General features: G+C 64.4%; 17 protein-coding genes. 9 read left to right on the top strand and 8 right to left on the bottom strand.

Features of this window, described 5'->3' with window-relative positions:
• The first annotated feature begins 237 nt into the window (after positions 1–237).
• The 3 genes from B8784_RS14525 (at position 238) to B8784_RS14535 (ending at position 3,337) form a co-directional block, all read left to right on the top strand.
• The gene (locus tag B8784_RS14525; RefSeq protein ID WP_084398662.1) at positions 238–1,530 is read left to right on the top strand and encodes a DsbA family protein; all 1,293 of its coding nucleotides are present in this window, start codon (positions 238–240) and stop codon (positions 1,528–1,530) included.
• Between the two features lie 75 nt (positions 1,531–1,605).
• The gene (locus tag B8784_RS14530; RefSeq protein WP_084398706.1) at positions 1,606–2,694 is read left to right on the top strand and encodes an MBL fold metallo-hydrolase; all 1,089 of its coding nucleotides are present in this window, start codon (positions 1,606–1,608) and stop codon (positions 2,692–2,694) included.
• A 31-nt stretch (positions 2,695–2,725) separates the two neighbouring features.
• Positions 2,726–3,337 (top strand): TetR/AcrR family transcriptional regulator, encoded by a 612-nt coding sequence (locus B8784_RS14535; RefSeq protein ID WP_084398707.1) that lies wholly within the window; start codon positions 2,726–2,728, stop codon positions 3,335–3,337.
• Between the two features lie 7 nt (positions 3,338–3,344).
• On the opposite strand, the gene B8784_RS14540 is transcribed toward B8784_RS14535, so the two are convergent.
• Both B8784_RS14540 and B8784_RS14545 read right to left on the bottom strand, forming a co-directional pair.
• Positions 3,345–5,000, bottom strand: a complete 1,656-nt coding sequence (locus B8784_RS14540) for a sulfatase (protein ID WP_084398663.1) — start codon at positions 4,998–5,000, stop codon at positions 3,345–3,347.
• Positions 5,001–5,037: 37 nt separating this feature from the next.
• The gene (locus B8784_RS14545; RefSeq protein WP_233356160.1) at positions 5,038–6,822 is read right to left on the bottom strand and encodes an arylsulfatase; all 1,785 of its coding nucleotides are present in this window, start codon (positions 6,820–6,822) and stop codon (positions 5,038–5,040) included.
• Between the two features lie 134 nt (positions 6,823–6,956).
• Between B8784_RS14545 and B8784_RS14550 the strand changes: the two genes are divergently transcribed.
• Positions 6,957–7,985: a LacI family DNA-binding transcriptional regulator gene (locus tag B8784_RS14550; RefSeq protein WP_143435530.1), complete on the top strand. Its 1,029-nt coding sequence runs from the start codon at positions 6,957–6,959 to the stop codon at positions 7,983–7,985.
• Positions 7,986–7,997: 12 nt separating this feature from the next.
• Here the strand turns inward: B8784_RS14550 and B8784_RS14555 are convergent, their stop codons facing one another.
• Positions 7,998–9,404 carry a sugar porter family MFS transporter gene (locus B8784_RS14555; RefSeq protein ID WP_084398665.1) on the bottom strand — a complete coding sequence of 469 codons (1,407 nt, stop codon included), beginning with the start codon at positions 9,402–9,404 and terminating at the stop codon, positions 7,998–8,000.
• A 288-nt stretch (positions 9,405–9,692) separates the two neighbouring features.
• Between B8784_RS14555 and B8784_RS14560 the strand changes: the two genes are divergently transcribed.
• Positions 9,693–10,238, top strand: coding sequence for a hypothetical protein (locus B8784_RS14560; protein WP_143435532.1), 546 nt, complete (start codon positions 9,693–9,695; stop codon positions 10,236–10,238).
• 116 nt (positions 10,239–10,354) lie between these two features.
• Positions 10,355–10,888, top strand: coding sequence for an RDD family protein (locus tag B8784_RS14565; protein WP_143435534.1), 534 nt, complete (start codon positions 10,355–10,357; stop codon positions 10,886–10,888).
• A gap of 67 nt (positions 10,889–10,955) precedes the next feature.
• On the opposite strand, the gene B8784_RS14570 is transcribed toward B8784_RS14565, so the two are convergent.
• Together B8784_RS14570 and B8784_RS14575 are read right to left on the bottom strand one after the other, a co-directional pair.
• Positions 10,956–12,644 (bottom strand): acyl-CoA dehydrogenase family protein, encoded by a 1,689-nt coding sequence (locus B8784_RS14570; protein WP_084398668.1) that lies wholly within the window; start codon positions 12,642–12,644, stop codon positions 10,956–10,958.
• A gap of 103 nt (positions 12,645–12,747) precedes the next feature.
• Positions 12,748–14,169, bottom strand: coding sequence for a protein adenylyltransferase SelO family protein (locus tag B8784_RS14575; protein ID WP_084398669.1), 1,422 nt, complete (start codon positions 14,167–14,169; stop codon positions 12,748–12,750).
• A 439-nt stretch (positions 14,170–14,608) separates the two neighbouring features.
• On the opposite strand from B8784_RS14575, the gene galE reads away from it, so the two are divergent.
• A complete protein-coding gene (gene galE / locus B8784_RS14580) occupies positions 14,609–15,610 on the top strand; it encodes a UDP-glucose 4-epimerase GalE (RefSeq protein WP_233356162.1) in 1,002 nt (333 codons plus the stop codon).
• A gap of 3 nt (positions 15,611–15,613) precedes the next feature.
• Here galE and cysQ read toward each other — a convergent pair whose 3' ends face one another.
• Both cysQ and B8784_RS14590 read right to left on the bottom strand, forming a co-directional pair.
• The gene (gene cysQ / locus B8784_RS14585; RefSeq protein ID WP_407646487.1) at positions 15,614–16,408 is read right to left on the bottom strand and encodes a 3'(2'),5'-bisphosphate nucleotidase CysQ; all 795 of its coding nucleotides are present in this window, start codon (positions 16,406–16,408) and stop codon (positions 15,614–15,616) included.
• A 40-nt stretch (positions 16,409–16,448) separates the two neighbouring features.
• The gene (locus tag B8784_RS14590) at positions 16,449–17,411 is read right to left on the bottom strand and encodes a Gfo/Idh/MocA family protein (protein WP_084398672.1); all 963 of its coding nucleotides are present in this window, start codon (positions 17,409–17,411) and stop codon (positions 16,449–16,451) included.
• A 223-nt stretch (positions 17,412–17,634) separates the two neighbouring features.
• Here B8784_RS14590 and cysD point away from each other — a divergent pair, with 223 nt between their 5' ends.
• Both cysD and cysN read left to right on the top strand, forming a co-directional pair.
• The gene (gene cysD / locus B8784_RS14595; RefSeq protein WP_084398673.1) at positions 17,635–18,537 is read left to right on the top strand and encodes a sulfate adenylyltransferase subunit CysD; all 903 of its coding nucleotides are present in this window, start codon (positions 17,635–17,637) and stop codon (positions 18,535–18,537) included.
• Positions 18,537–20,441: a sulfate adenylyltransferase subunit CysN gene (gene cysN / locus B8784_RS14600; RefSeq protein WP_084398674.1), complete on the top strand. Its 1,905-nt coding sequence runs from the start codon at positions 18,537–18,539 to the stop codon at positions 20,439–20,441. Before cysD ends, cysN begins: the two co-directional genes overlap by 1 nt.
• A 24-nt stretch (positions 20,442–20,465) precedes the next feature.
• Here cysN and B8784_RS14605 read toward each other — a convergent pair whose 3' ends face one another.
• Positions 20,466–21,494 (bottom strand): glycosyltransferase family 2 protein, encoded by a 1,029-nt coding sequence (locus tag B8784_RS14605; protein WP_158085694.1) that lies wholly within the window; start codon positions 21,492–21,494, stop codon positions 20,466–20,468.
• Positions 21,495–21,719: the final 225 nt, after the last annotated feature.

Below are 21,719 nucleotides of genomic sequence, written 5' to 3' on the forward strand. Positions count from 1 at the left end.
GCGCGCTGAGGCAGGATGAGCCCAGAACCTGCCAGCGTCTGGAGGAGACAGGCGCGCTCGAGGCCCTGATACAGGCGGCGGGGAAGACCGGCGACACCCGGGTCTCGGAGCAGGCGCGCGCCGATCTTGCGGCAGCCGCCTCGGAAGTTTCCTGCGCGGCCTGAAGGTCCCCTCCAATTAAATTGACACATATAATGCCAATAGATAGATTCCGGCCTTGGGGAGGCTGGTCATCGCATGTCGCTGAAAGCATTTCTGTCCTCTCGCATCAGTGCCAGGCTGACCAGCCGCAATCGGCTCGAACGGGCGCGGGGCAAGGCGGAACGCGCCCGTCAGCGGAAGGGACGCGCGCACATGATCGAGTATTTCCACGACGCCTCGGACCCGTATTCGCATCTCGCCGCGCAGGTCCTGCCCGCGCTGGCCGCGCGTTACGATGTGGAGATCGCCCCCCGGCTCGTGCCCCCGCCACCGGACTGGGCCGCCCCCGACCGGGAAAAGCTCGTCGCCTATTCGCGCCGGGATGCCACCCTGCTGGCTCGCAAGGCCGGGTTGTCCTTTTACGATCCGGGCCGCCAGCCGGCGCCTGAGAGCCTTGTCGCCGCCGGGGCTGGCCTTGCCGCGGCCATCGCGGAGGGCCGCTTTGTCCGCGATGCGGCCGCCATCGGGCAATGGCTCTGGACGGGTGAGGGGCCGCGTCCATCCGGGGTGGGCGATGCGGAGACGCTGAAAACCGATGGCGCGGCCCGGCGCGAAACGCTCGGCCACTATCTGGGCGCCACTTTCCACTATGAAGGCGAGTGGTATTGGGGCATCGACCGGCTGCACCATCTCGAGCGCCGCCTGCAGGCGCTCGGCGCGGCGAAGACGCCGGGCGACGAGGCGCTGATCTTTCCGCCGCCGGAACTCCTCCACGATGCGCCCGCCACGCCACCGGCCGGCGCGAAAGAGCTTCACTTCTACCTTTCCTTCCGCAGCCCCTATACCGCCATCGCCGCCGAGCGCGTGAAAGCGCTGGCCGCGGCCTATGGCGCGCCGCTGAAGCTGCGCTACGTCCTGCCCATGGTGATGCGGGGCATGCAGGTGCCGCGCATGAAGGGGCGCTATATCCTGAAAGACACTGCCCGCGAGGCGCACCGCCTGGGCATTCCCTTCGGCAAGGTTGTCGACCCGGTGGGGGAGGCGGTCGAGCGCGGCTATGCCGTGCTGGCCTGGGCCATGGGTGAGGAGAAGGGCCTCGACTTTGCGCTGAGCTTCCTGCGCGGGGTCTGGGCCGAAGGTATCGATGCCGGCAGCGACAAGGGCCTCAAGAAGATCACCGAACGCGCCGGTCTCGACTGGGCAAGCGCGAAGAAACTCATTGGCGGCGACCACTGGCAGGGCGAGGCCGAGGCCAACCGCGCCGAGATGATGTCGCTCGGCCTCTGGGGTGTGCCGAGCTTCCGTGTCGGCGATGTCGCGGTCTGGGGCCAGGACCGGCTCTGGGCGGTTGAGGACGCCCTGAAGGAGGACGCCGCCCATGCCCCGTAACTGTACCCGCCAGCTGTACCCTCTACTGCACTCTCCAGGTGTACCGTCCTCGCGGCCCGAAAAGGAGGGATGGCGATGACACGTTGGGTCTGGCGGATTCTTTTTGTCCTGCTGGTTCTGGTGCTCGCCGGGGCAGTGGTCTTCAAGGCCTTCCAGGCCCGGATCGGGGCGGCGGTCTTCGAGCGCACGGCAGACCGCCTTGTCGGCGCCGACCAGACGGCCAGGCTGGAGGATGGCCTGCATGTCTATTTCTGCGGCACCGGATCGCCCCTGCCGGATCCGACACGGGCCGGGCCCTGCCTCGCCGTGCTGGCGGGCGAAACCGCGCTCGTCTTCGATGCCGGATCCGGTAGCATGCGCAAGCTCGCGCGCATGGGCTTCCCGATGGGCGGGATCGACCATGTTTTTCTCACGCACCTGCATTCCGACCATATCGACGGGCTCGGCGAACTGATCCTGCAGGCCTGGATCGGCGGCTCGCGCACTCAGCCTGTGCCGGTCTCCGGGCCGGCGGGCACGGGCGAGGTCGTGGCCGGCTTTGGCCAGGCCTATGCCATAGACGCTACCTACCGCACCGCCCATCACGGCGAAAAAATCGCGAACCCTCAAGGTTTTGGCGCCCGCGCGGCCGAACTGTCCCTGCCGCCGGGCGGTCGCGTTGCGGAGGTGTTTTCCGAAGATGGCGTGACCGTGTCGGCCTTTCTGGTCGACCATGCGCCCGTTGCGCCGGCGTTCGGCTACCGCGTTGATTATAAAGGCCGATCGGTCACGGTCAGCGGCGACACGGTCCGTACGCAAAGCGTGATCGAGGCGGCAAAAGGCACAGACCTTCTCGTCCATGAAGCGCTCAACCGCGACATGGTCGCCGTCATGGCCGAGGCGGCGGCTGACAATGGCGACGTGGCGCTGTCGAAGATCTTCAGCGACATTCTCGACTATCATGCCAGCCCCACAGAGGCCGCCGATGTGGCTGAGGCCGCCGGCGCCAAAGCGCTGGTCCTCACCCATATCGTGCCGCCGCTGCCGGTGGGTCTGCTCAAGCCGGCCTTTCTCGATGGGGCCGGCGGGCACTTCGATGGCGCGCTCCGGGTGGGCGAGGACGGCCTCGTGGTCCATTTGCCGGCAGATAGCCAGGCCATCGGTTATGCGCATTTGCTCGATTGACCGCCGCATGCTTCGCGGGAACACTGAAGCGATGACAGACAAGTCCCGTCTCAGCGTTGTTGCCAGCAATCCGCCCGATCGCGATGGGCGCAAGGCGCGCAGCGAGCGTAGCCGCCTCCAGATCGTCGATGCCCTGTTCGCGCTGATCCAGGACGGCGAGATGGAGCCGAGCGCGGCCAGCGTGGCCGAGCAGGCCGGGGTGGGCCTACGCACCGTCTTCCGCCACTTCGAGGATATGGACGGGCTCTACCGCGAGATGACCGAGCGGCTGGAAGCCGAGATCCTGCCAATTGTCATGACGCCCTGGCAGTCGAGCGAATGGCATGACCGGCTGCGCGAACTCGTCGCCCGGCGGGCCGGCATCTATGAGCGTATCCTGCCGCTCAAGGTGGCGTCCAATCTGCGGCGCTTCTCCTCGCCGCATCTGATGAATGCTTATCGCCGCTTCCTGACCATGGAGCGCGCCGGCCTGATGGGCATCCTGCCCGACGACATCAAGGCGGACGAGACGCTTCTGGGCGCGCTGGAAATGCTGACAGGCTTCCAGGCCTGGCGGCGGATGCGGCAGGATCAGGAGCTCTCGGCCGAAGCGGCTGAAGCGGTGATCCTGCGCACCGTTGAGGCGCTTCTGAAAGACCGGTGAACCGGGCTCAGTTCGGCCAGTAGATGATCTCGTCGCCCGGCTCGATCGTGTCGGCGAGCGTCTTGTCGACGGCGACCGGTCCTTCCATCGTGTAGGGATAGAGCGGTTCGCGCGCGCCTTGCTGATGGGCCTCGAGCACGGCCTGAAGCTCCTCCACCTTGTCGGGGCGGGTTTCGGCGAGATTGGTCTGCTCGGTCGGGTCGCTGGCGAGATCGTACAGCCAGACCTTGTCGGGCCGCTTGCTGATCTGGAGCTTCCAGTCGCCCTTGCGGACGACCCGATTGTAGGCGCTCTGCCAGAAGATGGCGTCGGAGGCGGGGGCTTGGTTGTCGCCGGTCGCCAGCGGGAGGATGTTGCGCCCGTCAATCGCCACGCCCGCCGGCAGGCTGGCCCCGCAGGCTGCGGCGACGGTGGGCAGCAGGTCGATATGGGCTGCCGGCGTGGAGACTTCGCGCCCGGCCGGGATGTGGCCGGGCCAGCGCATGAAGAGCGGCACCCGGATGCCGCCCTCGAACAGGGTGAGCTTCCAGCCCCGGTAAGGCGCGTTGATATCCGGCAAGCCGATATAGCCGGGCCCGCCATTGTCGCTGGAGAAGATGACGATGGTATTCTCGCTGAGGCCCTCTGTCTCAAGCGTGTCGAGGATGTCGCCGACGCTGCGGTCGAGGCCGCGGATCATGGCCGCATAGACCCGCAGCCGGTGGGGCTCGATGTCGCCGACCGCCTCGTAATCGGCGCGTGTCGCCTGCAGCGGCGTGTGCACGCCCCAATGGGCGAGATAGAGGAAGAAGGGCCGGTTGCGATTGGCCTGGATCACCTTCTCGGCCTCGTCGGTCCAGTAGTCGGTAAGGTAGCCGCCCGGCGCGAACCAGTCGCCGCCATTATAGCTCGCGGCGAACTGCATGCGCGCCCAGAGGAACTTGTCGACCGGGTCGAAATCGATCTGCGCATTGACCGCGTCCTCGTCGTCCGCCGGCAGGTAAAGCCCGCTCGCCATGAGCAGGCTCTCGTCAAAGCCTTGCGCGTTCGGCCCGAATTCCGGACCCCGGCCGAGGTGCCACTTGCCGATATGCACGGTATGATAGCCGGCGTCACCGAGCACTTCGGCCAGCGTGACTTCGGCGCCCGGCAAGCCCTGCTCGGCAAAGGGTGGGGAGGCTTCAGCGGCGGCCCGGTTCCAGTCGATGGGCGGCAGGCCGTTCGGCTGGTCCTTTGAGACCATGGCGAGGATCCGGCCCATCCCGTCCGGTATCGGCGTGAACTCGAAGCCGGTACGGGTCGGATAGCGCCCGGTCATGATCATGGCGCGCGAGGGCGCGCAGCTCGCCGTGCCGGCATAGGCATTGGTGAAGATGGCGCCTTCCCGGGCGAGCCGGTCGATATTCGGTGTTGGCACGCGCCCGCTCGCCACGCCGCCGCCAAAGGTCGAGATGTCGTTGAAGCCCAGATCGTCGGCCAGGATGAAGACGACATTGGGCGGCCGGTCTGCTCCGGTTTGCGGTGTCGCCGGGCCGTGCTGCCAGTTCACTGACCGGGTGGGCGCGACGGCTTGCTGGCCGGTATGGGCTGCGAGGAAAAGAATGACCGATGTCCGGTTGAGCCAGAGGAGGGTGGCGCCGGCCAGGATGAGCGCGAGGCCGCCGAGCAGGAGTGTCTTCCACATGGCCTCGCTTCTCCTCCCTGCCTCTTCATGCCGCGTTTCAGCGGCGGACCAGCCGCCGCACACCCATCCAGACCAGCGCGACAAGCCCCGCCAGCAGGATCAGCGCCCCGACGAGGATCCACCAGTAGGACCGCAGCTGGCGCTTCATCGTGTTGCGCGAAATCTGCTTGCGAGAGTTGAAGCCGTCCGGCACCGGGATCACCCCGGCCTCACGGGCATAGGTCTCATAGTCGGCGAGCATGGACTGCATCAGCTCCGGCTCGGCATCGGACAGGTCATGCACCTCGCCCGGATCGGCTTTCACATCGTAAAGCCGCCACTCGCCGTCTCCGAATGGCCGCTGGTTGCGGGTGATCTTGTGGTCGCCCCGGATCAGCGCGGAATTGCCGCTGACCTCGATGGCGAGCGGGTCTTCGGGCCCGTAGACCGATTGCGCTTCCCCGCGGAGCAGCCCGGCGAGGCTGCGCCCGGTCATGGGCTTGGCCTCCTCCATAGGGGCGGTCGCGCCGGCGAGGTCGAGCAGGGTCGGGGCAAGGTCGGTGACATTGGCAAGCGCGCCCTGTCGCATGCCGGCGGCGATGCCGGGACCGGCTATGATCAGGGGCACATGGATGCCGCCTTCAGCACTGTAGAACTTGAAAAGGTTTCCGGGCGAGGCCGCCGCCATCGACCATTCCGGCCCGATAAAGGCCCAGCTGCCGGCTTCGCCGATGTCGTCGGTGCCGAGATGATAGCCGTGGAATTTCATCCAGAGCTTCAGGCGCCAGTCATTGTCGCCGCGCGAGGGCTCGGGGCCATTGTCGGAGGTGACGATGAAGACGGTGTTCTCATAGAGGCCCTGCTGTTTCAGGTGCTCGATCAGCCGGCCGACATGATGGTCCATCGCTTCCAGCATGCCGGCATTGACCTCCATGCGGGCGGCATAGAGCGCCTGTTCGTCTTCATCGAGCGCGGCCCAGGGGCGTAGATCCGAGGGCATGGGCTCAAGCTTCGCCGTCGCCGGGATGAGGCCGAGCGATTTGGCCGTCTGCCAGCGATGTTCGCGCAGGGCCTGCCAGCCTTCGTCATAGACGCCGTCATAGTTTGCGGTGAATTCCGGCGGGGCCTGGACCGGGATGTGGATGGCCTGGAAGCCCAGATAGGCGAGGAAGGGTTTGTCGGCCTCTGTCTCGCCAAGATAGTCGATCATGCGGTCGACGATGAAGCGCGAGGAATAGAAGTCGTCCGGCAGGCTGGCCGTCTCGCCATTCTCGTACCAGGGCGCTTCCCGGTAATAGGGCATGTAGGGCTTGTCTTCCCAATTGTCGGCCCCGGAGGCATCGAGCGCGAAGGAGCGGTCAAAGCCGTGCGCCGACGGCAGGGAATCCGGCTCATGGCCGAGATGCCACTTGCCGGTCATCAGGGTACGATAGCCGGCGGCCTTGAGCCGGGCGGCAATCGTCAACACGCCGGGTTCAAGCTCCAGCGAATAGCCGGGCTCGCCTTTCTGCTCTTTCGTTATGATCTCGCCGATCGTGCCGACTCCGGCGCGGTGATTGTCCATGCCGGTCAGCAGCATGGCCCGGGACGGCGCGCAGAGGGGCGAGGTGTAATAGCGGGTGAACATCATGCCGCGCGCGGCCAGCGCATCGATGTTCGGCGTGCGGGCTTCGCCGCCATAGACGCCGAGGTCCATGAAGGCGGCATCGTCGATCAGCAGGATGACGAAATTCGGCTGCTGGGGCGGCGCTCCTGTTTCCTCCTCCTGCGCGCCGGCCTGGAGCGGCGCTGTGGCCATCCTCGCAAGACAGGTGAAGAAGACAGCCAGAAAGATTCGAAGCATGGGCACCACCGCAGATTATGACACATACCATGCCATAAGTTCGAGCCTTGGCAAGGGCGGGGCCGGCCTTGCCATCGCCAGTGGCCAATCGGTACAGATAAGGGACAGGCAGAAGTGGAGTGAACGGCGAGCCTTTGACCAAGCGACGGCCAATCACCATCAAGGATGTCGCCGAGAAGGCTGGCGTTTCGCAAATGACCGTTTCGCGGGTGCTGAACAAGCAGACGCTCGTGAAGGCGGCGACGCGCGAGAAGGTGGAAGCCGCCATTGCCGCGCTGAACTACCAGCCCAATCTGATGGCGCGCGGCCTCGCCGGCGGTCGCTCAAAGCTGATCGGCCTGGCCTATTACAACCCCAGCCCGAGCTATCTGAGCGAGCTGCTCGTCAGCGCGCTGAAGCAGTGCCGGGACCTTGGCCACCACCTCGTCATCGAGGATCTCTCCGACATCGAGGACGCGCTCGACACCTCGGCCATCGTCGAGCGCCTGCGGACCATCCATCTCGACGCGCTGATCCTGACCCCGCCGCTTAGCGGCAACGCGGCGCTGCTGCAGCTTATCGAGGGGCTTGGCATCGCCACGGTCCTGTTCGGCAATGCCGGGGGCGGTGGCCAGTCGAGTGTCGTTTTTGACGATGCCGCCGCCGCCCACGCCATGACCGAACACCTGATCGCCCACCAGCACAGCCGCATCGGTTTCGTGCGCGGGCCGGACGAACACCCCTCCAGCGCGCAGCGCGCGGCCGGCTATGAGAAAGCCCTCTCGGAGCATGGCCTTGCGCTGGACGAGCAGCTCGTCTGCCACGGGGATTTCACCTTCCGCTCGGGCATGGCCGCCGGGGAGGTGCTGCTCGGCCAGACCGTCCCGCCGACGGCCATCTTTGCCAGCAATGACGACATGGCCGCCGGGGTGATTGCCGCGGCTCACCGGCGCGGGCTGCAGGTGCCGGCGCAGCTCTCGGTCGCCGGGTTCGACGACACCGCCATTGCCGCTGCGATCTGGCCGCCGCTGACGACGGTGCGTCAGCCCATCGCGGAGATGGCGCAGGCCGCCATCGGCCTCATCACCGAGGTGACGGGCGAGGATTGGGACGGCCAGCCGCTCAACCGCGTCAATGACATAATCCGGATTGTCGAACGTGAGAGCGTGGGCCCGCCCGCTTGAGACGGCGGCGGCCTAGTCTCGCATGTCTTCCAGCTCCCGGTTGCCGGTTTCGCGAACGGCCTTCATCACGAAGACGATCGAGAGGAAGGCGCAGACGGCATAGAAGCCGTAAGCCCCCGTCAGCCCGATCCCGGTGGTGCGCAGCATCAGCGGGAAGGTGAGCGTGATCATGAAGTTTGCAAACCACTGGAAGAAGCCCGCCACGGCGAGGCCGGATCCTCTGATCTGGTTGGGAAACATCTCGCCCAGCGCGACCCACATGACCGGACCCCAGGAGGCGTTGAAGAAGAGGACATAGGCATTCGCTGCGATGAGGGCGATCAGGCCGGTCTGGCCGGGCAGGGTGACACTGCCATCGACCAGGCGGGCCTGCGAGAAACAGACGACCAGGATCGACAGGGTGAGCGCCATGCCAATCGAGCCGCCAAGCAGCAGCGGCTTGCGCCCGATCCGGTCGATCAGGGCGAGCGCGATCACCACGGCCAGGATGGAGACCGCCCCGGAGATGACATTGATCAGCAGCGCGTCGCCTTCCGAGAATCCGACCGCCTGCCAGAGAACGGCCCCATAATAGAAGACGACATTGATGCCGACGAGCTGCTGGAAGACGGCAAGCCCGATGCCGATCCAGACGATCGGTTTGAGCCCGCCGCGCTTCGCCAGGACGTCTCTCAGCCGGGGCTTGCGCCCGCTGGCGAGCGACTGCTCGATCTCGCCGACTTTTGCGGGCGCCCTGTTGGCGCCGCCGATGCGGACGAGTATGGCCTGCGCCTTTTCGCGCGCGCCCCTGAAGATGAGGAAGCGCGGGCTCTCCGGGATGAAGAGCAGGGCCAGGAAGAACAAGGTGGCCGGCAGCAGCTCGACCCAGAACATCCAGCGCCAGGCCTCGAAGCCCCAAAGCCACTCATTGCGCGCCGAGCCGGCCGCCTGCTGGATCGCATAGTTCGACAGGAAGGCGATGAAGAGGCCGATAATGATGGCGACCTGCTGGATGGAGGAGAGCCGGCCGCGAAACTGGGCCGGGGCGATTTCGGAGATATAGGCCGGCGACATCACACTGGCGGCCCCGACGGCGAGCCCGCCGAGCACGCGCGCGGCGATGAAGACCCATGGACCCGAGGCGATGCCGGAGCCCCAGGCGCTGAGGATGAAGCAGGCGGCGGCCACGATCATCATGGAGCGCCGCCCGAAAATGTCCGACAGCCGCCCCGCTAGTGCCGCGCCGATGGCGCAGCCGACCAGCATGGAGGCGACGGCGGCATCGCGCAGCGGCTCGCTCATGGTCAGAGAGGCTTCCAGCCCGGCGACCGTGCCATTAATCACGCCGCTGTCGAAACCGAAGAGAAAGCCGCCGAGCGTGGCGACGCAGCTGATCAGCAGGACGAAGACAAGATCGCCCTCGAACCGGCCCGCCGGCATCTGTGTGTCTGTCACCTGATCCTCCCAACCCCTGTTCCGGGGCTTTGTTTTGTATCAGCCTTGTCAGGGTTTTGAGGCTGTCATTGCGAAGGTTATCGTGGCGATGCGCGGACTTCAATGAAAATGTTTGCGCAATTTTGCATTACGCTTTGTGGCGTGCGACTCTGATTGCCAAGGGCGTGCCCAGCTCAAGGCAGGACTGGCTCCCGCGCGGATTTCCGGGCGCTCGAATCTGCATTGACGCATCCGGTTTGCGCGCGCCTAATGCCCCTCGCGATGAGCCGCTGGATGGTCCTTGGTGTCGTGCTCGCCCTGGCGGGCGTGTGGGTCGGTGTGCCGCTTCTCGGCGTCGTGCCGGATGACGGGTCTGTGCGGCTTTTTTCCGGTCTTGCGCTCGGGGCCTTCGCGATCGGCTATACGCCGGCCGGCGGCACAATCGAGACGGGCGATCCGGTGCGCCTCTGGCGGCGCCTGTCAGCCTTCCTGATCGACCTGGCCGTCCTCTTCCTCGCGCTGCATCCGGTCCTGAGCATGCTGCGCGTCGCGCCCGCCATCATGATCGGGCTGACGCTCGTTTTCTGCTATTTCTGGCTGCAGGCCCGCGCCGGGCGTCCCAGCGCGGGCCAGACGATCATGGGCTACCGCATCGTGGCGGCCGAGGGCGCCAATGGCGAACCGGAATATGCCATGCGCACCGTCACCGCCTTTCTCGCTACCTGCCTCTGGCCTTTCACCATCATCAGCGCCTCACAGAAGGACGCCGTGCCCGGCCACTATGCCTGGGACCGCGAGACGAACACGCGCACGGTTATGGTTGTGGGGCTGGCGCGGTGAGGGAGGGTATCAGCAGACGATGGATTCTCTGGATATTCCTGGGATGGGTGGTGTTGATTTCACTTCCCATTGGGCCACAGGCATCCGTTATCCTGCCTTATGGGGAGGCTTCCAGCGTGTCCTGGTTCGGAATGCTGGTCACAGCACCATTTGCCATCTTCGCATTGCGTTTCCCGCAGCGGGAAGGCCGACCCACTTACGGTCCGGTTCGGTTGTGGAAGCGCTTTTTGGCTTTTTTCATCGACTTCTTTGTCAGCGTGGCGATTTTCACGTCGCCCCTTGTCCTCTTTGAGCTCGGGCTGGAAGCGTCATGGACAGGGCATTTTAGCTGGCAAGTTGAACGTGATTTTTCGCGTCCGACGGATTGGGTGCACGCCTTGCTGACTTTCCTCATGCTGGGTGGCGTATTCAGCTATTTTTGGCTTTTGCCGAAAGTCGGACGCGCAACGATTGGCCAGTATATCATGGGGTATCGTGTCGAGCCGTCACCGGTTCGGAGCGGGGCATCACAATATGCACACCGGACCTTCGCTGCATTCGTGGCGCTATGTGTATGGCCCCTGACGCTCGCGCTGGCGGCCGGACAGACAAAGCCGGGCGAATACTGGTGGGACCGGGTTTCTCGTACGCGGGCCTTTGCTTACACCTAGGCCATAGCCTTCGCTTGCGCTCAGGCAATGCTCCGGGAAATCGATTCACTGGATCGATTTCTGATTCCTACGCATTCCCCTTCTCCACGAGCCGTCTCGCGATCACCATGGCCTGCACCTCACCCGCGCCTTCGAAGATATTCAAAATCCGCGCATCCTGCAGGACGCGGCTGATCGGGTATTCCAGGGCGAAGCCGTTGCCGCCATGGATCTGGACGGCATTGTCGGCCGCGGCCCAGGCGACGCGCGCGGCGAGCAGTTTCGCCATGCCGGCCTCGAGGTCGCAGCGTTTGCCGCCATCCTTCTGGCGGGCCGAGAAATAGGTGAGCTGGCGTACGCCGACGAGTTCGGCGGCCATCATGACAAGCTTGTTCGAGACGCGCGGGAAGTCATAGATCGCACGGCCGAACTGCTTGCGGTCGAGGGCGTATTTCAGCCCCATCTCGAAGGCACACTGGGCGACGCCGACAGCGCGCGCCGCGGTCTGGATGCGCGCGGATTCGAAGGTCGCCATGAGGTGTTTGAAGCCCATGCCCTCGGTTGCCCCGAGCAGGTTGTCGGCCGGCACCTCGAACTCGTCGAAGCCGAGCTCATACTCCTTCATGCCGCGATAGCCGAGCACCTCGATCTCGCCGCCCGTCATGCCCTCGGCCGGGAAGGGGGTGTCGTCGGTGCCGCGCGGCTTTTCGGCCAGGAACATGGAAAGGCCGGAGAAATTGTCGGTCGACGGGTCGGTCCGAGCGAGCAGGGTCATCATGTCGGCGCGTGCGGCATGGGTGATCCAGGTCTTGTTGCCGGTGATCTTGTAGGTTTCGCCCTCCTTGATCGCGCGGGTACGCAGCGAGCCGAGGTCGGAGCCGGTATTCGGCTCTGTGAAGACGGCGGTCGGCAAGATTTCGGCCGACGCGATGACCGGCAGCCACTTTTCCTTCTGTCTGTCGGTGCCGCCATTCAGGATCAGCTCGGCGGCGATTTCCGAGCGCGTGCCGAGCGAACCGACGCCGATATAGCCGCGCGACAGCTCTTCGGAGACAACGCACATCGACGTCTTGCCGAGGCCGAGGCCGCCATATTCTTCGGGGATGGTGAGGCCGAAGACGCCGAGTTCGCCCATTTGCGTGACGACCTCCATCGGGATCAGCTCATCCTTCAGGTGCCAGTCATGGGCGTAGGGCACGACCTTGTCCTCGGCGAAGCGGCGGAACTGGTCGCGGATCATGGTGAGGGTTTCGTCGAGGCCGGTTTCTTCCACCGTGGCGCGGCCGAGCGCGTCGGGCAGGTGTTTCGCCGCCGCGGCCATCGCCTCGGAGGTCTTGCCTTCGGTGAGGAAGCGCTGGACGGCGGGTTCGAACAGGCGCTGCATGCCGGCCTTGGTGACGCCGAGATCGGCCGGGCGGATGATCTCGCCCTGGTTCATCGGAATGCCGCCGATCAGCTGGGCGCAATATTCCGAGAAAAGGATCTGCGACAGCAGCTGCTCAATCTCGCCGAACTTGCCTTCGGCCTGCATGGTTTCGGCCCAGTGGGCCGTCTCGCGCAGCGTCTCGACATAGGTGATCACCCAGGAGAGGCCGTGGGCGGAATGCTGCTGAGCGTCGAGCAATTTGCGGTCCGGCTTGCCCTCGGGCGCGAGCTTCGCCTTCATCGCGGCTTTCGCGTCCTCGCCATAGGCTTCGAGGCTGACAACTGCCGCCTGCATGGTCTTGATGAGATCATCCATTACCGGCGATGCGGTCTTGGTGGCCGTTCCGTCCATTGCTTCCCTCCGAGCGTCTTTGCGCACTTGAAATTAGTTTTCTGCGCGCGGTTTGACACAAAATTTGCTGCGGCGCAGCAGAAAAAAGTGTCACAGCTGGAGCTTAGGCCTCGACGGCGGAGTCGCCAAGATCGAGCGCTGTGCGTGCGGAGTCGATCTCCTCCAGCTTTTTCTCGAAGGCCGACCAGTCATCCTTTTCGGCAATCGGGTCCCAGACGGCCTCGACCTCTTCATAGAAAAGCGAGACGGGGCGTTCGCGCTGGAAGTAGGGGTGGTCGAGGCGTTCCGGGCGGTCCGGCTCGCGGGCAAAGAGGCCTTCGCGGACAGGGGCGAACTTCTCTTCGGCGTAGCGCGAGGCGAGCGGGCTCTTCTCCGCGCGGGTCTCGCTCAGCTTGCCGCCGAACCAGTCGAAGAAAACCTGGGGCCAGGCAGCCGCGGTCTCGGTCATCCAGCCATAGAGCGCCTGCAGGAACTCCAGATCGGCCTCAAGGCTCTCGCCATCCTTCAGGCCGAAGAGGGCCAGTGTATGGCAGGCATAGGCGCGCTGATAGGCGCCCTCGAAGGTCTTCAGCGCCTCTGTCAGCGGCTCGGCATCGGCAATCAGGGTGAGCGGCGCGGCGAGCTGCTGCAGCGCCCACAGCCCCTGGGTGGGCTGGCGTCCGAAACGGTAAAGCCCCTGCTGGTCGAAATAGGCGGCGGTAAAGTTCGGGTCCGAATAGGGCAGGAAGCGCCACGGGCCATAATCGAAGCTCTCGCCGGTGACGTTGAAATTGTCGGTGTTCATCACGCCGTGGACGAAGCCGACCGTCATCCAGCCGGCCACCATGCGCGCTGTCTCCACAGTGATGCGGTGTAGGAGGGCCGGCGCGGCAATGGTCAGGTCCTCGTCGGCGGCATCGGGATAGTACTCGGCGATGACGTGGCGAATCAGGCGGGCGAGGCTCTCACGGTCGTCGTAATAGGCCACGCGCTGGAAGCTGCCGAAGCGGATATGGCTGTGCGACAGGCGCACGAGCACCGCCGAGCGAGTGGGCGAGGGCTCGTCGCCGCGCACCAGCTGCTCGCCGGTTTCGATCAGGCTGAACGGCTTGGACGTCTTCACGCCGTGGGCTTCGAGATATTGCGCGGCGAGCACTTCACGCACGCCGCCCTTCAGCGTCAGGCGTCCATCACCCTGGCGCGACCAGCGCGTCTGGCCGGAGCCCTTGGTGCCGAGATCGAGCAGGCGGCCCTTATCGTCACGCAGCTGGGCGAAGAGAAAGCCCCGCCCGTCGCCCAGCTCGGGATTGTACACGCCGAACTGGTGGCCGTGATAGCGCATGGCCAGCGGCGTTTCGAGATTTTCGGGCAAGGGCGCGAATCTGGCGAAGTGATCGATCCACTTGTCCTCGGCAAGATCGTTCAACCCAACATGGCTGGCCCAGCGGTTGTTGCGAAAACGCAACACTGCGCTCGGAAAATCCGCCGGCGTTGCTGCGTCTGCGAAGGCATTGGCGATGTCGAGAATAGGGGGCGATTTTGTCATGACACCTCGATCTGTTGGCAGGTCTTTCCGCCTTCTGCAATGCGGGAGACGCGAATTTTCTCCTGAGCGGTTGTGACGCGGCGAGGTGTCCCGCGTCCTGCCGGGGGGAGGGACGGACGGGCGCGCCCCGCATGCCGCCCACGGGCGAATTCTTGGTGCGGCGCAGCATAAAAAACTGTTTTATTACAGTCCAAAGTGCGCCAGCTTCGTTTCAAGCCGGCCACCAAAAAGATGCGGGCATGATAAGAATAAATATTCCGGGAGGAGAAGAAGGGCGGCACCGAAAACGGGCCGCTCTTTTTTTGCGCGGACCGTTTCCCTGCAATCGCCAGCCGGTCGTATGTTTTCCTGACCGGGTGGAACCGCTATTGCATCGGGAGGGACAAGCCGCTGTCGTGGCGGTTAAAGTGTTCCGAACTGACCCTGAAGGATGATCCCCGTGAGCAGAACAGTCCTCGTGACCGGCGGTGCCGGCTATGTCGGAAGCCATTGCTGCAAGGCATTCAAGGAAGCCGGCTGGAATGTCGTCGTCTTTGATAATTTCTCGCGCGGCTGGCGTGACTTCGCGCAATTCGGCGAGGTCTTCGAGGGCGATTTGCTGAACCCGGCAGACCTCGATGCCGCCTTCGCGAAATACAAGCCCGATGCCGTCGCCCACTTCGCCGCGCTGGCCTATGTCGGAGAGTCGGTGGAAAAACCGGGCATGTATTACGAGAACAATACGATGGGCACGGTCCGCCTGCTCGATGCCATGGCAAAGGCCGGCACCGACAAGATCATCTTCTCGTCCACCTGCGCGACCTATGGCGTGCCGGAAAAGATGCCGATGACGGAAGACCTCCCGCAGAACCCGATCAACCCCTATGGCATGTCGAAGCTTTTCGTCGAGAAGGTGCTGGACGATTATGAAGTCGCCCATGGCATCCGCTCGGTGAAGCTGCGTTACTTCAATGCCGCCGGGGCCTCGCCGGATGGTGAGGTCGGTGAGCGCCACGAGCCGGAAACCCACCTCATCCCGCTCTGCATCGAGGGTGTGCTGAACGATACTTTCAAGCTGACCGTCTTCGGCGACGATTTCGAGACCCGCGACGGCACCTGTGTTCGCGACTATATCCATGTCATGGACCTGGCCGACGCGCACCTGAAGGCGCTCGACTATCTCGATGATGGCGGCAAGTCCGACGCGTTTAATCTTGGCACCGGGACGGGCACGACCGTCATGGAAATCGTCCAGGCGGTCGAGCGCGTGACCGGCAAGCCTGTGCCGCGGTCTGTGGGCCCGCGCCGGGCGGGCGACCCGCCGGCGCTCGTCGCCTCGGCCGAAAAGGCCGAGCGCATTCTTGGCTGGAAGCCGGTCCAGTCCGATGTCGATAGCGTCATCGAGACGGCCTATGCCTGGCACAAGAAGGAAATCGCCCGGAAGGCGGCGACGGCCGAGTAGGGCTCAGACCGGGGTCACATCGCCATAGACGATAAAATGCGGATTGTCGTAGCCGCGCTCGCGCTTGCCATAGCGTAGCGGTGTTTCGTCTTCCGTCAGGATGCGCGCGCCGGCGGCTTCGGCGACGGCATGACCGGCGGCTGTGTCCCATTCCATCGTCCGGCCCATGCGCGGATAAAGGTCGGCTTCGCCGGCTGCCAGAAGACAGAATTTCAGCGACGAGCCCGCCGAGATGATCTCGGCCACGGTGAACTTGTCCAGAAACGCATCGGTGTCGGGCGAGCGGTGGGATTTCGACGCGATCGCCGTAAGGCCTTCGTCCGGGGCCTTTCGGACGTGCAGGGGCAGGCGGGCATCGCTGGCGGGCACCGGCTCGCCCGGCTTCACATCCGCCTGCCAGGCCGTGTCGGGCGCTTCAGCCACAAAGAGACGCGACAGCGCCGGAGCGAAGACGACGCCCATCACCGGCTTGCCATGCTCGATGATGGCGATGTTGACGGTGAACTCCCCGTTCCGGTTGATGAATTCCTTCGTGCCGTCGAGCGGGTCGACCAGGGCAAAGCGGGCGCCGTGTTCGGGCATGTGCCCGGCGGAGACGGACTCCTCGGCAATAACCTGAAGCTCCGGATCGGCGGCTTTCAGGCCCTGCAGGATCAGTGTTTCGGCCTTGGCATCGGCTTCGGTGACGGGCGAGGCGTCATCCTTGCGCTCGACGTCGAAATCCGTGGAATAGATCTCCATGATGAGGTGTCCGGCATCGAGCGCGATACGGGCTAGCTGGTCGGCGGTCAGGCTCATCATGGCTCCTTGAGATCAGGTCGGCTGCAGGCGGGCGCGCTTATGCCCATGTTTCGGTCGCCGCGCAAATGCGCTGGGCGATGTTCATCGCATCGAAGGCCTGGTGGCTGGTCCCGTGCTCCAACGGTGCGCGGCCGCCAACGGCCTCGACGAATTCCCTGAGTTCCTCGTCGGCCGTGTGTGCGATGGAGAATTCGCGGACGGCTTCTTCCGGGTTGGGCTGCGGACGGCCTTCCCGGTCCCGCTCGATCCGGGCATGGATCAGCATTTCCGGGCCATAGCCCTCCAGGCCGGGCAGGTGTCCGTCGAGCCAGACATAGCCCTCCTCGAAGCCGAGCTCGAGCCGGAAGGTCTGGCGCCAGGACGTCGCGGAGGAATGCAGCTGGGCAAGGCTGCCGCGGGCGCTTTTCAGGAGGGCGAAGAGGTTGGCTTCCCCGCCGGGGCCGTCGTCGCGCATCGCTTTTACGGCTTCGAAGGGGCCGCAGAAGAGGTGCAGCATATCCAGCATGTGGATACCATGCGTGGCGAGGATGCCGGTCTGGCCGGCTTCCTTGTCGGGAAATCCGGCATGGCCGTAGACGGCGCGGGCCGTCAGGAGTTCGCCGAGACTGGCGGCCGCGATGTGGTCGCAGGCGGCGCGCACGCTGTCATGATAGCGAAGCCCGCACCCGAATTTCAGGATGGCCCGGCTGGCGCGCTCGGCCTCGCGCAGATTGATGATGTCCTCGACGCTTTGCCCGCCCGGCAATTCACTCAGCACGTGAACCCCTGCGCGCAGGGCTGCGAGTGAGGCTTTGGCAGCGAGGTCCGCCGGCAGGGCGAAGACGGCGGCGTCGATCTCATCCGGATCGAGCGCGGCCTGCCAAGCGGCGTCGTCAAAGCCGGCCACATCCTCAGCCGACCAGGTCCGCGCAATCTGTGTTCCCGCGTGGTCTGCGATGGCGTGGCAGCGGGCGGCCGCGAGCCTGCTCTTTCCGAAAACGGCGAAACGAAGCGCAGTCATCCTGGCAACCGGGTCCTACTCAACAGCGGACTAATCGCCTAGCGCCTCCGGCCGCATGCGACAACTGGCAGATTGCGGTTTGGCAAACTCCGGGCGCGGCCGTCCCCGTGCGAAGGGCTGCCACTTTAGCAAAATGCTGTGTCTCGGTTGACCATCGCTACATTGTTTATGCAAACCCTGATTGCTAGCTAACCGCCATCTTGAACCGAACCCCGGGCCCTTCATGACGCAACTGACCCATCTTGACCGGCTGGAAGCCGAGAGCATCCATATCCTGCGCGAGGTCGCCGCCTCGATGCAGAACCCTGTCATGATGTATTCCATCGGCAAGGACAGCTCTGTTCTCTTGCACCTGGCCCGCAAGGCGTTCCATCCGGGGCCGATCCCGTTTCCTCTGCTGCATGTCGATACGACCTGGAAGTTCAGCGAAATGATCGCCTTCCGGGATGTGCTGAAGGACGATCCGCAGACCGATCTTCTGGTTCATATCAATCAGGAAGGTGTCGATCAGGGCATCGGCCCGTTCACGCACGGCTCGGCACTGCATACCGATGTGATGAAGACCCAGGCGCTGAAACAGGCGCTCGACAAGTACAAGTTCGATGCGGCCATTGGCGGCGCGCGCCGCGACGAGGAGAAGTCCCGCGCCAAGGAGCGCATCTTCTCCTTCCGCTCCGCGCAGCACCGCTGGGACCCGAAGAACCAGCGCCCGGAACTCTGGTCGCTCTACAATACGCGCATCAAGCCGGGCGAGAGCGTGCGGGTCTTCCCGATCTCCAACTGGACCGAGCTCGATATCTGGCAGTACATCTACCAGGAGAATATTGAGATCGTGCCGCTTTATTTCGCCGCCGAACGCCCGGTGGTCGAGCGTGACGGCATCCTGGTCATGGTCGACGATGACCGCCTGCCGCTGGAGCCCGGCGAAGAGCCGATGATGAAGACCGTCCGCTTCCGCACGCTCGGCTGCTACCCGCTGACCGGCGCGGTGGAATCGACCGCCTCCACCATTACCGAGATCATCGAGGAAATGCTGCGCACGACGACGTCTGAGCGCGAAGGCCGCGCCATCGACAAGGATGCGCCCGCCTCGATGGAGATGAAGAAGCAGGAGGGCTATTTCTGATGAACGCCTATGCAGCCCCCCAATTCGCCGACATCGAGACCTATCTCGACAGCCAGCTGAAGAAGTCGCTCCTGCGTTTCATCACCTGCGGCTCGGTCGATGACGGCAAGTCCACCCTGATCGGCAGGCTTCTCTACGAGTCGAAGATGATCTTCGACGACCAGCTGGCCTCGCTGAAGAATGAGTCGAAGAAATTCGGCACGCAGGGTGAGGAGATCGACTTCGCGCTGCTGGTCGACGGCCTGGCCGCCGAGCGCGAGCAGGGCATCACGATCGATGTTGCCTACCGCTTCTTCTCCACCGACCGGCGCAAATTCATTGTCGCCGACACGCCGGGCCACGAGCAGTATACCCGCAATATGGCGACCGGCGCCTCGACGGCCGACCTCGCCATTGTGATGATCGATGCGCGCAAGGGCGTGCTGACCCAGACCCGCCGCCACAGCTTCATTGTCTCGCTGCTCGGCATCAAGCATGTCGTGCTCTGCATCAACAAGATGGATCTCGTCGATTATGACAAGGCGGTCTACGACAAGATCCTGAAGGACTATCGCGACTTCGCGGCCGATTTCGGCTTCGAGAGCGTGCAGGCCATTCCGGTCTCGGCGCTGGCCGGCGACAATGTCGTCACCAATAGCGACCGCACGCCTTGGTATGACGGCCCGCCGCTGATGGAGTATCTCGATACCGTCGAGATTCGCGCCGAGGATCAGGACAAGGCGTTCCGCATGCCGGTGCAGTGGGTCAGCCGGCCCAATCTCGATTTCCGCGGCTTTGCCGGCCAGATCGTTTCCGGCCGGATCCGGCCGGGCGAGTCGGTGCGTGCGCTGCCCTCCGGGCGCTCCAGCAAGGTGGCGAGCATCGTGTCCTATAGCGGTGATCTCGATGAAGGTGTTGAAGGCCAGTCCATCACGCTGACGCTCGAGGACGAGATCGACATTTCGCGCGGCGATGTGCTCTGTGCCGACCAGGCGCCGGCGGAAGTGTCCGACCAGTTCCAGTCGACCATTCTCTGGATGTCCGACAGCGCCATGCTGCCGGGGCGCTCCTATGTGATGAAGATCGGTGCCCGCGAATGCCAGATGCAGGTGACCGAACAGCGCTACCGGGTGGATGTGAACACTCGCGCCCATGAGGCGGCCAAGACGCTGAACCTGAACGAGATCGGCGTCTGCAACATCGCGCTCGACCGCGAGATCGCTTTCGATGCCTATGGCGACAATCGTCGCATGGGCGGGTTCATCATCATCGACCGGATGACGAACGAGACCGTCGGCATGGGGCTGATCAATTTCGCGCTGCGCCGGGCCTCCAATATTCACCGCCAGTCGCTCGATGTGAGCAAGGAGCTGCGGGCCTCGATGAAGGGGCAGAAGCCGGTCATCCTCTGGTTCACGGGGCTCTCCGGCGCCGGCAAGTCGACGGTGGCCAACATTGTCGAGAAGCGCCTGGCGGCGATGGGCAAGCACACCTACACGCTCGATGGCGACAATGTCCGCCACGGGCTCAACCACGATCTCGGCTTCACCGATGCCGACCGGGTGGAGAATATCCGCCGGGTGGGCGAGGTCTCGAAGTTGATGGTCGATGCCGGCCTGATCGTACTCGTCTCCTTCATCTCGCCCTTCCGCGCCGAGCGCCGGATCGTGCGCCAGATGGTCGAGGATGGCGAGTTCTGGGAAGTCTTTGTCGACGCGCCGCTGGAGGTTGCCGAAAGCCGTGACGTGAAAGGCCTCTACAAGAAGGCGCGGGCCGGCGAGATCAAGAACTTCACCGGCATCGACAGCCCCTACGAGGCCCCGCTCGAGCCGGAGGTCCATCTGGAGACCGACAAGCTCTCGCCCGAAGACGGGGCAGACCGTGTGATCGCGATGCTGCAGCAGGCGGGCGTGCTCTCCAGCTAGGCCGTCTGGAGTGGCGTCAGGCGCCTAGCTCGCCAGCGATTTGTCGGTCTTGGTCTGCTCAAGGGCCGGCCAGACATGCGGACGCCGGCGGTGCAGCACGATCGGGTCCCAGTTCATCGCCCGGACAATGGCGAAGCTCGAGAGTTGCCTTTGCCGCTGGATGTCGCGGCGGGCTTTCATCGTCTCCCCGAACCGCCCGAAGGCTTCGCCCAGTCCGCGCCGGATCGAACGCGCGCGCGGCCGGCCGAGCGCGGAGAGGTAAAGGTAAAGCGTCAACACAATATGGGCGGGAAGCGACAGCACCAGCAGCACGGGCGGTGTGTTCTTGAGATAGGTGGTGAGCCGGTTGCGGGTGCCGAGCCGGACAGTGAAATCGCTGAGGCGGCCGGTAATCGCACTGCCATGATGGCCGATAATGGCGTCCGGCACGAAGATGCAGCGCTCCCCCATCAGGCGCAGCCGGTAGCCGAGATCGACGTCCTCGCAATAGCAGAAATAGCTTTCGTCGAACCCGCCGGCCTGAAGGAAGGTGTCCTTGCGGATCATGGCGCTCGCGCCGCACGGCGAGAAGCATTCGCCTTCCTCGGGCAGGGCCTCGCGGGCGGCACCGAATCCGCCGCGCCAGGGGAAGCCGTAAACCGAATAGCAGTCGCCTGTGCCGTCCAGGCGTTTCGGGTTTTCCGCGTCGATCTGCGCGCTGGCAAAAGAGGTGACATCCGGATAGCGCTCGGCCGCGTCGGCGAGCTTGGCCAGCCAGGTCGGACGCGGTTCGCCATCGGGGTTGAGCAGGATCAGCCAGTCGCCCTTGGCTTCGCGCGCGGCGATATTGTTCGCTTGGGCAAAGCCGAGATTGTCGTCCATGCGCAAGAGCCGGGCATTGTCGAGCCCTTCAAGGTCCAGCCGGTCGGCTGAGCCGTCGCTGGAGGCATTGTCGATGACGATGACTTCCGCCGGTCTCAGCGTCTGCGATTTCAGATGGTCCAGCGCGGACTGGATGAAATCCCCGCCATTATAGTTCACGATGATGACGCTGGCGCTAAATGGGGCGGACAACTTTTGGTACTCCAAGCCATTCACGTGTCGCGCAGCATCATGTCAGAAAACGGGCAGGCCGCGCATCCGCCCCATCAGCAGCATGAACCCGCGCTGAGTGCAACTGGCAATTGTTTGATCTGTGTGTTTCACAAAACGGCCGGCCCGGGCGGTCGACGCTATTGTCAGTCTCATGGAGCTTTATCACCCGCAGGCTGTTGTATCGCCAGGGCGGTCTACATATTG

The organism is Henriciella aquimarina, assembly GCF_002088975.1.
GTDB lineage: Bacteria > Pseudomonadota > Alphaproteobacteria > Caulobacterales > Hyphomonadaceae > Henriciella > Henriciella aquimarina.

Excerpts from the sequence above, each read along its gene's own strand:
- cysD (WP_084398673.1), top strand. The coding sequence starts at position 17,635 with ATGACGCAACTGACCCATCTTGACCGGCTGGAAGCCGAGAGCATCCAT.
- B8784_RS14575 (WP_084398669.1), bottom strand. The coding sequence starts at position 14,169 with ATGACAAAATCGCCCCCTATTCTCGACATCGCCAATGCCTTCGCAGAC.
- cysQ (WP_407646487.1), bottom strand. The coding sequence starts at position 16,408 with ATGAGCCTGACCGCCGACCAGCTAGCCCGTATCGCGCTCGATGCCGGA.
- B8784_RS14535 (WP_084398707.1), top strand. The coding sequence starts at position 2,726 with ATGACAGACAAGTCCCGTCTCAGCGTTGTTGCCAGCAATCCGCCCGAT.
- cysN (WP_084398674.1), top strand. The coding sequence starts at position 18,537 with ATGAACGCCTATGCAGCCCCCCAATTCGCCGACATCGAGACCTATCTC.
- B8784_RS14555 (WP_084398665.1), bottom strand. The coding sequence starts at position 9,404 with ATGCCGGCGGGCCGGTTCGAGGGCGATCTTGTCTTCGTCCTGCTGATC.
- B8784_RS14540 (WP_084398663.1), bottom strand. The coding sequence starts at position 5,000 with ATGTGGAAGACACTCCTGCTCGGCGGCCTCGCGCTCATCCTGGCCGGC.
- B8784_RS14530 (WP_084398706.1), top strand. The coding sequence starts at position 1,606 with ATGACACGTTGGGTCTGGCGGATTCTTTTTGTCCTGCTGGTTCTGGTG.
- B8784_RS14560 (WP_143435532.1), top strand. The coding sequence starts at position 9,693 with ATGGTCCTTGGTGTCGTGCTCGCCCTGGCGGGCGTGTGGGTCGGTGTG.
- B8784_RS14525 (WP_084398662.1), top strand. The coding sequence starts at position 238 with ATGTCGCTGAAAGCATTTCTGTCCTCTCGCATCAGTGCCAGGCTGACC.
- B8784_RS14545 (WP_233356160.1), bottom strand. The coding sequence starts at position 6,822 with ATGCTTCGAATCTTTCTGGCTGTCTTCTTCACCTGTCTTGCGAGGATG.
- B8784_RS14570 (WP_084398668.1), bottom strand. The coding sequence starts at position 12,644 with ATGGACGGAACGGCCACCAAGACCGCATCGCCGGTAATGGATGATCTC.
- B8784_RS14590 (WP_084398672.1), bottom strand. The coding sequence starts at position 17,411 with ATGACTGCGCTTCGTTTCGCCGTTTTCGGAAAGAGCAGGCTCGCGGCC.